9 protein-coding genes are annotated in these 14,910 nt (G+C 71.7%); 1 reads left to right on the top strand and 8 read right to left on the bottom strand.

Annotation, left to right across the window (positions count from 1 at the left end):
• Positions 1 to 27 precede the first annotated feature (27 nt).
• The 8 genes from ACFWEJ_RS18940 to kduI form a co-directional block, all read right to left on the bottom strand.
• Positions 28 to 5,784, bottom strand: coding sequence for a LamG-like jellyroll fold domain-containing protein (locus ACFWEJ_RS18940; protein ID WP_377230742.1), 5,757 nt, complete (start codon positions 5,782 to 5,784; stop codon positions 28 to 30).
• Between the two features lie 148 nt (positions 5,785 to 5,932).
• Complete coding sequence (locus tag ACFWEJ_RS18935; protein WP_377230741.1) at positions 5,933 to 7,423, bottom strand: aldehyde dehydrogenase family protein; 1,491 nt, start codon at positions 7,421 to 7,423, stop codon at positions 5,933 to 5,935.
• Positions 7,424 to 7,482: 59 nt separating this feature from the next.
• Positions 7,483 to 8,487 carry an ABC transporter permease gene (locus tag ACFWEJ_RS18930; protein ID WP_377230740.1) on the bottom strand — a complete coding sequence of 335 codons (1,005 nt, stop codon included), beginning with the start codon at positions 8,485 to 8,487 and terminating at the stop codon, positions 7,483 to 7,485.
• Between the two features lie 2 nt (positions 8,488 to 8,489).
• A complete protein-coding gene (locus ACFWEJ_RS18925; protein ID WP_377230739.1) occupies positions 8,490 to 10,052 on the bottom strand; it encodes a sugar ABC transporter ATP-binding protein in 1,563 nt (520 codons plus the stop codon).
• On the bottom strand, positions 10,049 to 11,062 hold the full coding sequence (locus tag ACFWEJ_RS18920; RefSeq protein WP_377230743.1) for an ABC transporter permease: 1,014 nt from the start codon (positions 11,060 to 11,062) through the stop codon (positions 10,049 to 10,051). The genes ACFWEJ_RS18925 and ACFWEJ_RS18920 overlap by 4 nt, the downstream gene beginning before the upstream one ends.
• Before the next feature lie 2 nt (positions 11,063 to 11,064).
• Entirely contained in the window at positions 11,065 to 12,165 is a 1,101-nt protein-coding gene (locus ACFWEJ_RS18915) for a sugar ABC transporter substrate-binding protein (RefSeq protein ID WP_377230738.1), read from the bottom strand.
• Between the two features lie 65 nt (positions 12,166 to 12,230).
• Entirely contained in the window at positions 12,231 to 13,019 is a 789-nt protein-coding gene (gene kduD / locus ACFWEJ_RS18910; protein WP_377230737.1) for a 2-dehydro-3-deoxy-D-gluconate 5-dehydrogenase KduD, read from the bottom strand.
• Entirely contained in the window at positions 13,016 to 13,834 is an 819-nt protein-coding gene (gene kduI / locus ACFWEJ_RS18905) for a 5-dehydro-4-deoxy-D-glucuronate isomerase (RefSeq protein ID WP_377230736.1), read from the bottom strand. The genes kduD and kduI overlap by 4 nt, the downstream gene beginning before the upstream one ends.
• A gap of 197 nt (positions 13,835 to 14,031) precedes the next feature.
• Here kduI and ACFWEJ_RS18900 point away from each other — a divergent pair, with 197 nt between their 5' ends.
• Positions 14,032 to 14,835, top strand: coding sequence for an IclR family transcriptional regulator (locus tag ACFWEJ_RS18900; protein ID WP_377230735.1), 804 nt, complete (start codon positions 14,032 to 14,034; stop codon positions 14,833 to 14,835).
• The last annotated feature ends 75 nt before the right edge of the window (positions 14,836 to 14,910 follow it).

Below are 14,910 nucleotides of genomic sequence, written 5' to 3'. Positions count from 1 at the left end.
GGACGCGTCCTCCGGGCCCGGCCTCTTCTACTTCACCTTGACGGTCACCCTGGTCTCCGCCGCGAGCGCCAGCTCGCTGCCGAGGTAGGACGCCGTCAGCGTCAGGTCCTTCCCCTTGGGCTGGTCCACCTCGAACCGGGCACGCCCGTTCTCGATGGTCCCGAGGAGCGTCTGCCCGTCCTTCACCGCGAGGCGCACCTGCCCCGTCACCGGGACCTCGTTCGCGGCGGTGAAGGAGACCTCGACGGCCACCTTCTTGCCCGACTTCTTCGCGGTGATCTCCATGGTGGGCACCACCTTGTCGACCACGACCCGGACCTTGGACGTCGCGGCCTTGTGGTCGGCGTCGCCCCCGTAGCGCAGGGTCAGGTCGTACACCCCGGGCTTCAGGCCCTTGGCCGCCAGGACGAGGGTTCCTCGCCCGTCCGCGACCGCGGCCGTCGCGAGGGTGGTGTCACCGTCGCGCAGCTCGACCGCACCCGTGGCCGTGTCCGGCGAGACCGCCACCGAGACCGTGCCCGCCGTGCCGTAGGTGATGGGCAGGGCCACACCGGCCACCGCCGTCACCGTCGGCGACTTCACCGTGATGGTCACCGTGGCCGCGGCGGACGTCGCCGTGCCGTCGGACGCCTTGTAGGTGAACACGTCCTTGCCGGAGAACCCGTCGTCGGAGGTGTACGTGAACGAACCGTCCGCCTCCAGGGTGACCCGGCCGTTGGCCGGCTGCGTCACCGCGGTCGCGGTCAGCACGTTCCCGTCGGCATCGGTGTCGTTGGCCAGCACACCCGGCGCCGGGAGGGTCAGCGGCTGGCCACCCACGGCCGAGTACGCGTCGTTGCCCGCCACCGGAGCCGTGTTGACGGGCGGCTGCTCGCCCTCCTCCACCGTGATGGTCACCGTCGTCGCGGCGGACGTCGCCGTGCCGTCGGAGGCCTTGTAGGTGAACGTGTCCGTCCCGAACCACCCGCTGTCGGGCGTGTAGGTGAAGGAACCGTCCGCCTGCAGGACGACGTCGCCGTAGGCCGGCTGGGTGAGCCCGGTCGCGGTCAGGTCGTCGCCGTCGATGTCGGTGTCGTTCGCCAGGAGACCCGGCGCCGCCACCTCCAGCGCCTTGTCCTCGACGGTGCCGTAGGCGTCGGCGGCACCCACCGGGGCCGTGTTCGCTGCCGTCCCGGCGGCCAGGTCGCCCACCTGCTCGGCGGTCAGCTCGTAGCCGAACATCCGGAAGTCGTCGACCAGGCCGTCCCAGCGGCCGTCGGGCCAGCTGGTCCCGCCGATGAGGTTGGTCGTCGTCTGGCCGCCCACCCCGACGTCACCGATGGTGACGGTGAAGTCGTTGCGCGTGGCCTGGAGCTCGCCGTCGAAGTAGATCTTCCCGACCGAGCCGCTCTGGGTGAACACGACGTGCGTCCACTCGTTCAGCGGCAGGTCCTTGCCCTGGCCCAGGACCAGACGCTCCTGGGCGGTACCCGGGGTGCCCGGCGCCTTGAACGTCGCCGCGAAGCCGGTGGCCCCGCTGGTCTGGGTGTTGGACTGGAGCAGGAAGAACGTGTCGGTGCTGCTGCCGATCTGCAGCAGCGGCACCCACGTGGGCAGGGCGTCCGGACGGGCCCAGATCGAGACGCTGAACTCGTCCTCCATCCCGGCCTCGATGTTGTCCGGCAGCTCGACCTGGTTGCCCGTGCCTGCCGCACCGCCCGGCAGGTTGACAGCCCCGCCGAACCGCCCGGCACCGGACCAGCCGGTCGACCCGGTGAGCGTCGCCGCCCCGACCGAGCTGTCCAGCCCGGTGTTGACCGCCGTCGACCCCTGACCCTCGTCGAAGGTGTAGTGGATCGGCGTGCCCTCGCCGGGCGGCGGCCGCTCGACCGTGTGCTCCACGGTCTGCGCGGAGTCGCGCCACCCGTCGTCGGCGAGGAAGCGGATCTGCACGTCGTGGTCGCCCGGGGAGAGCGCCACGTCGGTGAACTCCACCGCGCCGGCGACGACGTCGACCTGCCCGCCCACGCGGGCGCCGTCGACCCACAGCTCGGCGACGCCCGTGGGGGCCCCGCCGGTCGCGGCTGCGAAGGCGCCCGAGACGGTGACCGGCGCGCCGAACGGCGACGGGGAGCCCGGCTCGACCGTGACCGTGGTGGTCGTGGCGAGCGCGCTGCCGTCGGCGTACAGGGCAGCCACGGCGTCGTCACCGAGCGCCGAGGTGTAGACCCGGACGTCGTCCATGAGGCCGTCGTAGGCCGGGTCCGGGAAGCCGTTGCGCCCCAGCCAGTTGTTGGCCGTCGGCCCGACGTCGGTCATGTCGATCGTCAGGTCGTCCCGGGACGCGATGGGTTCGCCGTCGAGGTAGAGCGTGCCGGTCGCACCCTGCCGGGTGAACGCGACGTGGTTCCACTTGTTCGCAGCCACATCCCGGGTCGGCGTGGCGTAGACCCGTTCCTGCAGCGCGGCGCCCTTGGCCTTGAACGTCGCCGCAAGCCCGGTGGCCCCGGCGGCGTTGGTCTGCATCTGGATCTGGAAGAAGCTGCCCGCGTCCCCGAGCCCGTCGCCGAGGTGGAACAGGCCGGTCCAGCCCGTCCTCGTGTCGGGCCGCACCCAGAACGAGGTGGTGAAGCTCTCCTCGCCCTGGAGCAGGTTGTCCGGCAGGTCCACCGCGTTGGCGTTGCTGCCGCCGCTGAGGTCGAGGGCGTCGCCGAACACGCCGTCCTCGCTCCAGCCGGTGGTCCCCGTGAGCGTGGCAGCGCCCACGGACCCGTCCGTGCCGGTGTTGGCGGCCCGGGTGCCGGAGCCCTCCTCGAACGCGTAGCGCACCGGGACGTCGGAGGCGCCCGTGTCGGAGCCCACGATCACCAGGTCGTCGATCATGACGCCCGCGCCGGAGGCCCCGGCGGAGAGGGTCAGGTCCTGCGACCGTGCCCCGGCCACGAAGGTCCCGACGTACTTGCCGAACTTGCTCTGCGACGACAGGTCCGTGCCCGCCGAGAGCGTGGTCGACAGGTCGCCGACGGAGAGGTCGGCGGTGCCGGGTGCCGTGCCGGCGGACCGGCTGTCGCGGGCGTAGCGCAGCGAGACCCGGTACTCGCGGCCCGGGTCGAGACCCTTGACCGTGCGGGTCAGGCTGCCCTCGCCGCCCACGGCGAGGTGGTAGCCGGTCGCGCCGAGTCCGCCCTGGCTGGGCGCGGCGGCGCGGACGAGCTGGACCTCGCTGTCGACCTCCCAGGGAGACATGCGGCCGTTGCCCGGCTCGACGTCCACGACGGCCGGCGGGTTGGCGGAACGCCAGTCCGCGGGCAGGCGCGGGTACTCGAGCTGGTCGACCAGGTGCGGGGCCGGGGAGTCCATCTCGACCTCGGGGTCGATCTGGAAGATGTCGGCCACCGACGGCGTGCCGTCCTCGTCGAAGACGAAGAGCATGTACGCACCGGGCGGGGCGTACGTGCCGTCGACCGGGCTCTCGACGGTGAGGGTGTCACCGTTCTGGGCGAACGCCAGGTCCTGGAAGTTCTGGTCGTTGTTGAACCCGTGCGTCACCGAGCCGTTGCGGACCAGGGTGACCCGCGAGACGTCGACGTCGGCCTGCACGTCGAACGTGCCGTCGTAGCCGACCTTCTCCGGGACGCCCGAGACCTCGGGACGCACCGCCGGCTCGTCGCCGTCGAACAGGTACGACGGGGAGTAGAACTCGACGTCCGTGTAGTTGCGCGGGCCCGGCGTACCGCCGCCGCCCACCATCAGGCGGCCGTCGGGAAGCAGCAGGGCGGTCGAGTGGTACAGCCGGGCGTGCTCGTAGGGCACGTCGACCGTGGTCCACTCGCCCGTCTCCGGGTCCCAGATCTCGGCGGTGGTGACGTAGCCACCGTTGCCGTTGTTGTCGCGCGAGCCGCCGGTGACGATGACGTCGCCGTCGGGCAGCACCGTGGACGTGGCCCAGTGCCGGGCGTACCGCATCGGCTCGGTCGCCTCGACCACCGGCGCGTCGGTGCCGCCGGTGATGTCGACGGTGAAGCCGGCGCGGGCGCCGTCCGGACCGCCGCCGTTGGCCCACCAGCCGCCGCCGACCTGCAGGATCTTGCCGGGGCGGTACATCGTGGCGGTGGACGTGGCGCCGACCGGGTTGCCGAGGCCGCCCTGGTTCGCGATGTTCGCCGGCAGGGTGCCACGGAGCGTCACCTCACCGTCGCCCGAGGGGTCGAGCTCGTACATCTGGGTGCCGGTGATGTTGAAGACGTTGCCGTTGCCCGGCGCGACGAACGCGCGCGGGTACCACCAGCGGTTCTCGTCGGGCCCGTTGCCGTTGCCGCCGTCGCCGTAGGCGGCCGCGCTGGTGGCGCCGTCCAGCAGCTTCCAGGAGCTGCCCTCGTCCGGGGTGTAGATCTCCGGCGTCAGCACGCCGGGTCCGCCCGGGCCGCCCTTGAGGCTGCCGCCCTGCACCACGACGGAGCCGTCCGGCAGGGTGGTGCCCGTGGGGTACCAGCGCGGGAAGTTCATCGGGGCCTCGTTGCGCAGCCCCTGGTTGGTCGTGTAGCTGGTGACGCCGATCGCGGCGTCGTTCGGCGCGTTGCCGCCCAGGCCGTCGTCACCGCCGACCGTCATCGTGGCCCGCCGGTGCGGCATCTGGACCTGCATCGAGCAGAACAGGTCGGTGTAGGTCGAGTTCGTCACGATGCCGTCGTTCACGTTGGCGGTCGTGCGCTCCTCGTCCGGGTCCCAGACGTCGATCTCCATCTGGCCGCCCTGCGTGACGCAGGAGTTGCCGTAGAAGTCGTAGGGCGTGTTGTCGGTGCAGCCCGACGAGACGCTGCCGAACGACTGGACCTTGCCGTCGGACGTCAGCGCCGCGTTGATCGGCACCAGCGGCCAGGGCGTGACGCCGCTCCAGGCGCCCTGCTCGGCCTTGTTCGGCGCCGAGCAGTCGGCCGGGAGCAGGCCCGCGGTGTAGGCCAGGCCGTTCTTGATCTGGGTGCGGATCGGGGCCTCGGCGTACGCCGTGCCCTCGTGCCCCATCCCCGAGTACCACGACCGGCCGGAGTCGATCTCCTGGCACCACGTGATCGGGTGGTTCGTGCCGTTGTTGCCCCCGCCGTACGACGACTCGTCGGCGTTGAGCAGCGTGCGCACGTTGGGCGCCGGGTTGACCAGCCAGTCGTACCACTCGTCGCTGCGGGTGAACTCGGCCGGCAGGCCCTGGGTCAGCGGGTGCGAGGTGTCCTTGACCACCACGCGGCCCGGTCGCACCGCCGGGTTCTCCGGGTGGCCCTCGGACGCCGCGCCCACGAGCCGGGCGTAGAACGGGTTCACGTCGTGCTCGCTCTGGCCGACCGACCAGCCCGCGTAGTGCAGGCCCAGGTAGCCGCCGCCACCGCGGATGTAGGCCTCCAGCGCGGCGCGCTGGTCCACGTTGAACAGCACGCCGCCGGTCTGGGCGAACGCGATCGTGTCCTTGGTCGCGAGGTTCGCCGTGGTGAACGCCGCGGGGTCGTCGGTCTCCTGGATCTCGACCGGCTGGCCGTACTGGACGCCCAGGTCTGCGACCAGGTCGCGGATGGCCTGGCGGGCCTGGACGTGCGAGGCGTGGAAGTTGGACTTGTAGAACAGCAGGACGCGCAGCACGCCGTCGTCGACGGAGCCCGGCGCGGCCTGCGCGGGGGCCGCTGCTGCGGGGGCGGCCTGGGCGACGCCGCCCAGGAAGGGCACGACCGCCAAGGAGGCGGCGAGCACGGCCGCCAGGCGTGCCCGGCGGGAGCGACGCGCGTGATGGCGCCGGTCAGGTCTGCGTAACAGGTTCATCGTTGATCCCTTTTCGCACGTTGTTGATGGACATGAGGGCAGGCCGGGACGGCCGATCCCAACACGGGGTCGGCCGCCCCGGAGCTGCTCTCCGGTGGTGCGTCTTGCGTTCAGTGCCCCCTGAACATGTGGTGCCCTCGGGGCCCGGTCAGCGCAGCTCGGCGATGACCGTCTTGAGCTCCGTGTAGTCGTCCAGCCCGAACGAGCCCAGCTCGCGACCCCAGCCGGACTGCTTGAAGCCGCCCCGCGGGAGGGTGACGTCGTCCGCGTGCCAGGTGTTGAGCCAGACCGTGCCGGCCCGGAGCTTGCTGCCGACCCGGTGGGCCGTGCTCAGGTCGCGCGACCACACGCCCGCGGCCAGGCCGTAGACCGTGTTGTTGGCCGCCGCGACCACCTCGTCCTCGCTGTCGAACGGGATGGCGGTGATGACGGGCCCGAAGATCTCGTCGGTCTGGACCGCCATCTGCTCGGTGACGTCGGTGATGAGCGTCGGGGAGAAGAAGTAGCCGCGGTCGGCGGCCGGGTCGGGGCTGCCCGCGGCGATCGTGGCGCCGTCGGCGACCGCGCCCCGCACGTAGCCCATGACCTTCTCGTGCTGCTCCTGCGAGACCAGCGGCCCCATCGTGGTGGCCGGGTCGAACGCGTCGCCGACCCGGATGGCCTTGGCGGCCGCGGCCACACCCTCGATGACCTGGTCGAACACCTCGCGCTGCACGTACAGGCGCGAGCCGTTGACGCAGCACTGGCCCTCGTTGAAGTAGCCCGCCAGGGCGGCGCCGGCGATCGCGGCGTCGAGGTCGGCGTCGGCGAAGATGATGTTGGGCGCCTTGCCGCCCAGCTCCAGCGACACCTTCTTGAGGTTCTTCGAGGCGCCCGCGGCGATCTTCTTGCCCACCTCGGTGCTTCCGGTGAAGGCGACCTTGTCGACGCCGGCGTGGTCCACCAGGGCGGCGCCCGCGTCCCCGAACCCGGGCAGCACGTTCACCACACCGGCCGGGACGCCGGCCTCCAGCAGCAGCTCGCCGAGCCGGAGCGCGGTGAGCGGGGTCTGCTCGGCGGGCTTGAGCACCACGGTGTTGCCCGCCGTGATCGACGGGATGATCTTGAAGGCGGCCATCGTGAGCGGGAAGTTCCACGGCACGATGCCGGCGACGACGCCGATCGCCTCGCGGCGCGTGTAAGCGTGGAAGTCCCGGCCGGGCACCGACATCGGGATGGTCGTGCCCTCCATCTTGGTGGCCCAGCCCGCGAAGTAGCGGAACAGCTCGGCGGCCACGCCGACGTCGCCCCGCGCCGACGCGAGGCTCTTCCCGTTGTCGAGCGACTCGAGCTGCGCGAACTCCTCGGCGCGCTCGTCGATCATGTCGCCGATGCGCCACAACAGGTGCGAGCGGTCACGCGGGGTCATCCGCGACCACGGAGAGCCCGACTCGAAGGCGTTACGGGCGGCGGTGACCGCCCGGTCGGCGTCGACCGCGGACGCCTGGGCCACCTGGACCAGGACCTCCTCGGTCGCCGGATTCACCGTCGCAAAGGTCTTGCCGTCCTTGGAGTCGACCCACTCGCCGTCGATCAGCAGCTGCTTGGGCGAAGACAGGAACGAGGAGACGGCGGGCAGAAGAAGGGAGTTCTCGGACATGGGGAGCCTTCCGGGGTGTCGGGGTTCTCAGGGGTGGTTCGGGGCGAGGTCGGCCGCGGCTACTTGATGATCAGCACCTTCGACCGGTCGAGGGTGAGCGCGACGGCGGCGACGATGATCGCGCCGTAGAGGATCTGCTCATAGGCCGACGGCACGCCGACGATCGGCAGCCCCACGCGCAGCAGCGTCACCACGAGCGCCCCGGCGAGGCTGCGCCAGAGCGAGCCGTGGCCGCCGGTGATGGCGGTGCCGCCCACCACGATGGCCGCCACCGCGGGCAGCAGCAGATTGTCCGCCATGGTCGGGCTGCCGCTGAAGTTCCGGGAGACCAGCATGACGGCGGCCAGGCCCGCGCAGGCGCCGGAGAGCGTGAACGCGGCGACCTTGACCAGGTCGACCGGCGCGCCGCCCAGGCGGGCCGCCGACTCGGAGTAGCCGGTGGCGCGGACCCAGGCGTCGAGCGGGGTGAACCGGAGCACCAGGGAGACCGCCACCACGACGAGCAGCGCGACGAAGAAGGACATCGGCACCACGCCGGCCACGTAGAGCGTGAGCCAGTGGGTGGCGTCCCGGTCGACCACCCGGATCGGCCCGGCGTCGGAGATCACCAGGGCGATCGCGGTGAAGATGCTCATGCCGCCGAGCGTGACGATGAACGACGGGATGCGCAGCAGCACGTGGGCGACGCCCTGGAGCGCGCCGATCGCGCCGGTGGCCGCGATGATCGCCAGGGTGGTGAGCCCGCCGAGGTCGGGCAGCCACAGCGCGAAGAAGACCGTCGCCAGGGAGCACAGCGCGGCGATCGACAGGTCGATGCCGCCGCACAGGACCACCAGGGTGGCGCCGGCGGCGAGCACGACGAGCGGCGCCGAGGTGCGGACCGCGGCCGTGAGGCTGCTGGCCGTCAGGAAGCTCGGGTCGGCGACGGTGAGCGCCGCCAGCAACACGACGAGCGCGATGACCGGCATGAACGACGTGAGTCGCTGGGCCGTGGTCGGCCGGCCCTTGACGACGGGGTCGGAGGCCGGCCCGGGGGCCGGCTGGGTGAGGACGGGTGTGGACATGCTCAGACCATCTCCTTGACGAGGTCGAGCGGAGTCGGCTTGCTCCCCGTGGGAGCGGCGACCTCCGTGGTCGCGCGGCCGTCGCTCATCACGATGATCCGGTCGGACATGCCGATCGCCTCCTCGAGGCTGTCGGCCAGCAGCACCGTGGCCACGCCGCTGTTGGCGAGCTCACGCATGAGCCGGTACACCTCCGAGCGCGCCCCGACGTCGAGGCCGCGCGTGGGGTGGTCGAGCAGCAGCAGCCGGACGTCGCCGGCCACCAGCCAGCGCGCCAGGACGACCTTCTGCTGGTTGCCGCCCGACAGCCGCTGGATCGCGGTGCCCCGGTGCGGGGTGCGGATGGAGAGCCGATCGATCCACGTGTCCACCAGCGTCGCCTGCTTGCGCGGCCGGACGACGGGCCCGGTGCAGCGGGCCTGCTGCTTGGTGAGCGTCATGTTGTCGGCCACCGACATCGGCCCGACCATGCCCTCGGTCTTGCGCTCGGCCGGGACGTACCCGATGCCCGCGGCGCAGGCCGCGCGGGTGCCGGACAGGTCGAGCCGCTTGCCGTCGAGCACCACCTCGCCGGCCGTGGTCGGCTCGGCGCCGAACAGCGCCCGGCACACGTCCTCGCGGCCGGAGCCGTGCACGCCGACGATGCCGACGATCTCGCCGGCGTGGACGTCGAGGTCGACGCCGCTGAACGTCCTGCCGGACAGGCCGCGCACCTCGAGCCGGGGCCTGCGGGGCTCCTCGGACCGCTCGGCGGCGCCGTCGTGGTAGTGGTCGTCGGACCCGGTCGAGCCGATCATCATGCGGTGCAGCTCGGCCGGGGCCGCGCCCTCGGCGGGCACCTCGCCCACCGACTGGCCGCCGCGCAGCACGGCGACCCGGTCGCAGACGTCGAGCACCTCGTCGAGCCGGTGCGAGACGAAGACGACGGACGCGAACTCGCGCAGCCGCCGCACCTGGGTGAACAGGGTCTCGATCTCCTTGGACTCCAGCACGGAGGTGGGCTCGTCGAGGATGATCACCGGCGGGTGCGAGGTGCGCTCCTCGATGCGGAGCACCTTGGCGATCTCGACCATCTGCCGGTCGGCGAAGCTCAGGGTGTCGGTGCGCGCGAGGGGGTCGATGTGCGACCCGATCTTGTCGAGCTGCTCCTGCGCGAGCCGGCGCATCGTGCCCCAGCGGTAGATGCCGCGGCGTACGCCGGGTCCCTCGCTGCCGAGCACGATGTTCTCGGCGGCGGTGAGGTTGGGTACGAGCGACTGCTCCTGGAACACCATGCCGATGCCGTGGTCGGCGGCGTCGACGACGCTCCGCAGGCGCACCTTCTCGCCGCGCACCCAGATCTCGCCGTCGTCCGGCCGCACGAGCCCGACCAGCGCCTTGAGCAGCGTGGACTTGCCCGCACCGTTCTCGCCGGCGAGGCCGAGCACCTCGTTCTGGCGTACCACGAGGTCCACGCCGTCGAGCGCCTTGACGCCCGGGTAGTGCTTGACGAGCCCACGCACCTCGAGGGCGTGCCGGGGTTCCGGCACGCGGGGCGCGGACTCTGTCCGCAGGTTCGTTGTCACTTGGTCACCTGGTTCCTACGACGCTGTGGGATGACGGCGGCCGCGACGGCCGCGACGACGATGAGGCCCTGGACGCCGCCCTGCCAGTACGGGCTGACCCCGACCTGGACGAGGCCGTTGGTCAGGACGGTCACCAGCAGCACGCCGACCGTGGAGTGGAGGATGCCACCGCGGCCGCCGGTGAGCAGGGTGCCGCCGACGACGGCGGCCGTGATGGCCGAGAAGTCGTAGCCCTTGCCCGCCTGGACCAGGCCCGCGCCGAGCTGGCTGGTGACCAGCACGCCGGCCAGGCCGTAGAACGCGCCCGCCATGGTGAAGACCGCCACCTTGAACGGCGCGACCCGCACGCCGGAGAGCGACAGCACCTCCTCGGCGCCGCCGATCGCGAAGGCGTACCGGCCCAGGCGCGAGTAGCGCTGCACCAGGGCGCCCAGGACCACGCAGGCGAGCGCGATCCAGGTCAGGTGGGCCAGGCCGAGGAACCGGTCCACGGCCCAGCCCTCCAGCATCGGGTCGGTGACGTTGGGCTGGACGCCCGCGAACAGGAGGGTGGCCACGCCCAGGCCCACGGCGGAGACGCCGAGGGTGGCCATGAACGACGGCACCTTGAGCACGACCAGGGCGAGCCCGCTGAGGCAGCCGAGCGCGGCGGCCAGCAGGACCGCGACGGCGACCCCGAGGAGCCCCCAGTCGTTGTCGTTGCGGTTGTTGGCGACCAGGAGGGCGACCGTGATGGCGGACGCGCCCATGATCCCGGGGGCGGACAGGTCGATCGAGCCCATCATCAGCACGAAGCTGATGCCGATGGTCACGACCGCGAGGACCGCCGCGGCGTCCAGGACGTTCTGCACGTTGGAGAGCGTGCGGAACCCGGGGCTGAGCACCGCGAAGATCGCGAAGATGACGACGAGCGCCACCGGCGGTCCCGCGTCCCGCAGGGACACCCCCCGCCGAGGCCGGGGGCGTTGCGCGTGCACGACGTCGGTGTCGGCTTCGGCGGGGGGTGCCATGGTCACGAGATCGCGCCCTGCGACCGGCTGAAGAGGTTGTCGCAGGCGAAGTCGGCCTCGTCGGTCTCCGGGGAGACGAAGTCGGCGACGTTGTCCTGCTCGATGAGGAACTGCTCGGCGAACCAGGCGCGGTCCTCGTCGGCGATGTCCTCGGCGGCGAGCTCGCCGGTGGCCACGCAGTAGCCGATGGCCAGGCCGATGCCGCCCTGCCAGGGGCCGTCGCTGGAGACGGTCGCCGTCATGGTGCCGTCCTCGATCGCCGTCAGCGCGTCCGGCACGGCGTCGATGCCGACCACGGCCACGTCGTCCCGGCCGGCCTGCTGCAGCGCCTCGAGCGCGCCGAGCGCCATGTCGTCGTTGGCGGCCCAGATGCCCTTGACGTCGTCGCCGTGCTTGGTCAGCAGCGTCTTGGTGACCTCCAGCGCCTCCGCGCGGGAGAAGTTGGCGGTCTGGTCGTCGAGCAGCTCGACGTCCGGGTTGGCCGCCAGCGACTCCTCGAGCCCGGCGAACCGGTCCTTGGCGGCACCGGTGTCCAGGATGCCCTGGAGGGCGATGATGCCGCCCGAGCCACCGATGGCCTCGGACAGCGCGTCGCCGATCTGCTTGCCGGACTCCACGCCGTTGTAGGTGATGTGCGACAGCCACTGGTCGTAGTCGGCGACGTTCAGGTCGGCCGGCTTGTTCCACTGGGTGACCAGGAAGGCGCCGGCCTCCTCGGCACCCTCGACGATGGGCGGCGTGTCGGAGTCGCCGTTGGGCAGGATGTTCATGACGAGGCACTCGGTGTCGCCGGCGAGGAGCTGGCTGATCTGCTCCTGCTGACGCGTCGAGTCGCCGTCGTAGGTGAGCCGCTCCTGGGTGAGGCCGACCTGCTCGGCGAAGGCGTCGCCGCCGTCGAGCCACGAGGCCTCGTAGGGGTTGGACTCGTTGCGCACCTGGCCCACCAGGGTGACGTCGGCGGGGTCGCAGGCAGCGGCGCCCTCGGTGCTGCCACCGCCCCCGGCGGCCGTCTCGGTGCAGCCCGTGAGCGTGGCGGCCGCCAGGGCGACGCCGAAGACGGCGGCCGTGCCTCGGGCGGCTGTGTGTCGAGAGGTGAACTTCATTGTCGTTTCCTCGATTTCGTTCGGTGCCGGTGTCCGGCGGTGAAACTGGTGTGGGAGGGACGGGCTCAGCGGGCCAGCCAGCCTCCGTCGACGGCCAGGACGTGGCCGTTGACGTAGTCGGCAGCGGGTGAGCTGAGGAAGACGGCCGCTCCGGCGACGTCCTCGGCGGTGCCCCAGCGGCCGGCCGGGATCCGTTCGAGGATGGAGCGTGAGCGGTCCGCGTCGTCGCGGAGCGCGGTGGTGTTGTCGGTGACCATGTAGCCGGGAGCGATCGCGTTGACCTGGACGCCGTGCGGCCCCCACTCGTTGGCCAGCGCCTTGGTCACCCCGGCGACGGCGTGCTTGCTGGCCGCGTAGGACACCACCCGCAGGCCGCCCTGGAAGGACAGCAGGCTGGCGATGCTGACGATCTTGCCGTGACCCCGCTCGACCATCGGCCGGCCGAGCTGCTGGGTCAGGAAGAAGAGCCCGTTGAGGTTGACGTCGAGCACGCGCTGCCAGGAGTCGCGGCTGACGGCCACGGAGTCCTCGCGGTCGATGATCCCGGCGTTGTTGACCACGATGTCGATCTGCCGCGAGCCGGTCAGCTCGGCGCCGACCCGCTCGACCGCGTCGAGGTCGCTCACGTCGAGGTCCACGACCTCGGCCTTCGCGCCGAGCGCGAGGACCTGGTCGCGGGTCTCGTCCTGGTTGCCGGGCCGGCCGAGCAGCACGACGTCGGCGCCCGCGCGGGCGAGGCCGAGCGCGACCGCGCGGCCGAGGCCACGCCCCGCGCCGGTCACCGCGGCGCACCTGCCGTGCAGGTCGAAGGGTGAGCGCGCCTCGCCGGAGGCAGCGGCCGGGCCGGTCGTCACAGGTCCTCCACCGCCACGGGGCTGAGGTCGGTGTAGACGTTGTTCTCGCCGGCCATCGCCCAGATGAAGGCGTACGACCCGGTGCCGGCACCGGCGTGGACCGACCAGGGCGGGGAGATGACGGCCTCGCGGTTGCGGAGCACGAGGTGCCGGGTGGCGCCGGGCTTGCCCATGAAGTGGAAGACGCGGGCCTCGTCGTCGAGGTCGACGTAGCAGTAGATCTCCGTGCGCCGGTCGTGCAGGTGCGGCGGGAACGTGTTCCAGACCGAGCCGCTGGCGATGACGGTCACGCCGAACTGGAGCTGCGAGGTCTTGACGTCCTGGCCCCAGACGTAGCGGAAGAGGCTGCGCTCGTTGGCGGCGTCGGCCGAGCCCAGTGCCACCGGCTCCACCTCGCTGTGGCTGAGTGCCGTGGTCGGGTAGGTCGCGTGCGCCGGGGCGGACACGAAGTAGAAGGCGGCGTCGGCGCCGCCGAAGGTGACCTCGCTCCCCCGGCCGACGAAGAGGCCGTCGAGGTGCTCGAGCTCGTACTTCTCGTCGTCGACGACGACGTGCCCGGCCGCCCCGACGTTGATGATGCCCAGCTCGCGGCCCTCGAGGTGGGACTCGGTGCCCAGCACCTCGGACCAGGCCGGCAGCGCGAGCTCGGCGGTGCCGGGGACGGCGCCGCCGATGACCAGCCGGTCGTCGTGGGTGTAGGTGCCGTTGACCTCGCCGCTCACGAAGAGGTCGGGGACGAGGAAGTTCTCCCGCAGGTCCGCTGTGGTGGCCGTCTCCGCGCTGGACGGAGATGTCGAGTATCGAACCTGGATCACGTAGCTGCCCCTCGGTCGGTCTGCGAATCGCGTTCGTCTGTGAACTGCGTTCGTCTATGTGAACTGGTCTGAAGATAGACGTGATCCGGCTCACGGGTCAAGGGGCGGAAACCTGTCCATGTATGCGAACTAGCGGTAGCGTTGTATTCACCCCCGGGGAGGGCCCGGTGCACCGTGGTAGGACCAGAGGAGAGTTCATGCAGCTTCAGAAGGAGTTCAAGAGGGAGACGAACGGCGCCGCCGACGCGGGGCCGGTGAAGTCGGCCGCCCGCGCCCTGGACCTGCTGGACGACATCGCGGCCCGCGGCCCCGGAACTCAGCTGCAGCTCTCGAACCGCCTCAACATCCCCAAGAGCAGCCTCCACGCGCTGCTGCGGACCATGACCGAGCGCGGCTGGCTGCAGACGGACCCCACGGGGAGCGTCTACCAGCTCGGCATCCACTCACTCGTCGTCAGCTCGGCCTACCTCGACGGCGACCCCGTGCTGGCGCGCGCCCAGTCCGTGCTCGACGAGGTGGCCGCCGCCACCCAGGAGACGGTCCACCTGGGCCGCCTCGACGGCGCCGACGTCATCTACACCGCCAAGCGCGAGTCGGTGCACCCGCTGCGCATGCACTCCGCCGTCGGACGCCGGCTCCCGGCGTACGCGACCTCGCTGGGCCGCGCCCTGCTGGCCGAGATGCCGGCCGAGGAGCGCCGCGACCTCGTGCCCGAGTCGATCGCCGCGATCACGCCGAACACGACCACCGAGAAGGAGGCCGTGCTGGAGATCATCGACCAGGCGGCCTACCAGGGGTACGCCACCGAGAGCGAGGAGTCGTGCATGGGCGTGCGCTGCTTCGGCGTCGCGCTCCCCTTCGGCCACCACGCCGTGGACGCGATGAGCGTCGCGGTGCCGATCAGCCGGCTCGGCGACGGGCGCGAGGACCTCATCATCGAGACCCTGCTGAGCGTGCGTTCGCGGCTCGCGGCCGTGCACGAGAACAGCATGGTGCGCTGAGGGCCTGAGCCCTTGACGCGCGGAGACCCCGCAAGTCCCCTTTGAGGCCCGGGTTTCTTCGCTTTGACCCAGGTC

The sequence above is a fragment of the Promicromonospora sp. NPDC060204 genome (genome assembly GCF_042728455.1).
In the GTDB taxonomy this organism is placed as follows: domain Bacteria; phylum Actinomycetota; class Actinomycetes; order Actinomycetales; family Cellulomonadaceae; genus Promicromonospora.
Note: the sequence above shows the minus strand (reverse complement) of the source record. Positions and strands in the feature narration are given on the sequence as shown.

Excerpts from the sequence above, each read along its gene's own strand:
- ACFWEJ_RS18915 (WP_377230738.1), bottom strand. The coding sequence starts at position 12,165 with ATGAAGTTCACCTCTCGACACACAGCCGCCCGAGGCACGGCCGCCGTC.
- ACFWEJ_RS18935 (WP_377230741.1), bottom strand. The coding sequence starts at position 7,423 with ATGTCCGAGAACTCCCTTCTTCTGCCCGCCGTCTCCTCGTTCCTGTCT.
- ACFWEJ_RS18930 (WP_377230740.1), bottom strand. The coding sequence starts at position 8,487 with ATGTCCACACCCGTCCTCACCCAGCCGGCCCCCGGGCCGGCCTCCGAC.
- ACFWEJ_RS18920 (WP_377230743.1), bottom strand. The coding sequence starts at position 11,062 with ATGGCACCCCCCGCCGAAGCCGACACCGACGTCGTGCACGCGCAACGC.
- ACFWEJ_RS18900 (WP_377230735.1), top strand. The coding sequence starts at position 14,032 with ATGCAGCTTCAGAAGGAGTTCAAGAGGGAGACGAACGGCGCCGCCGAC.
- ACFWEJ_RS18940 (WP_377230742.1), bottom strand. The coding sequence starts at position 5,784 with ATGAACCTGTTACGCAGACCTGACCGGCGCCATCACGCGCGTCGCTCC.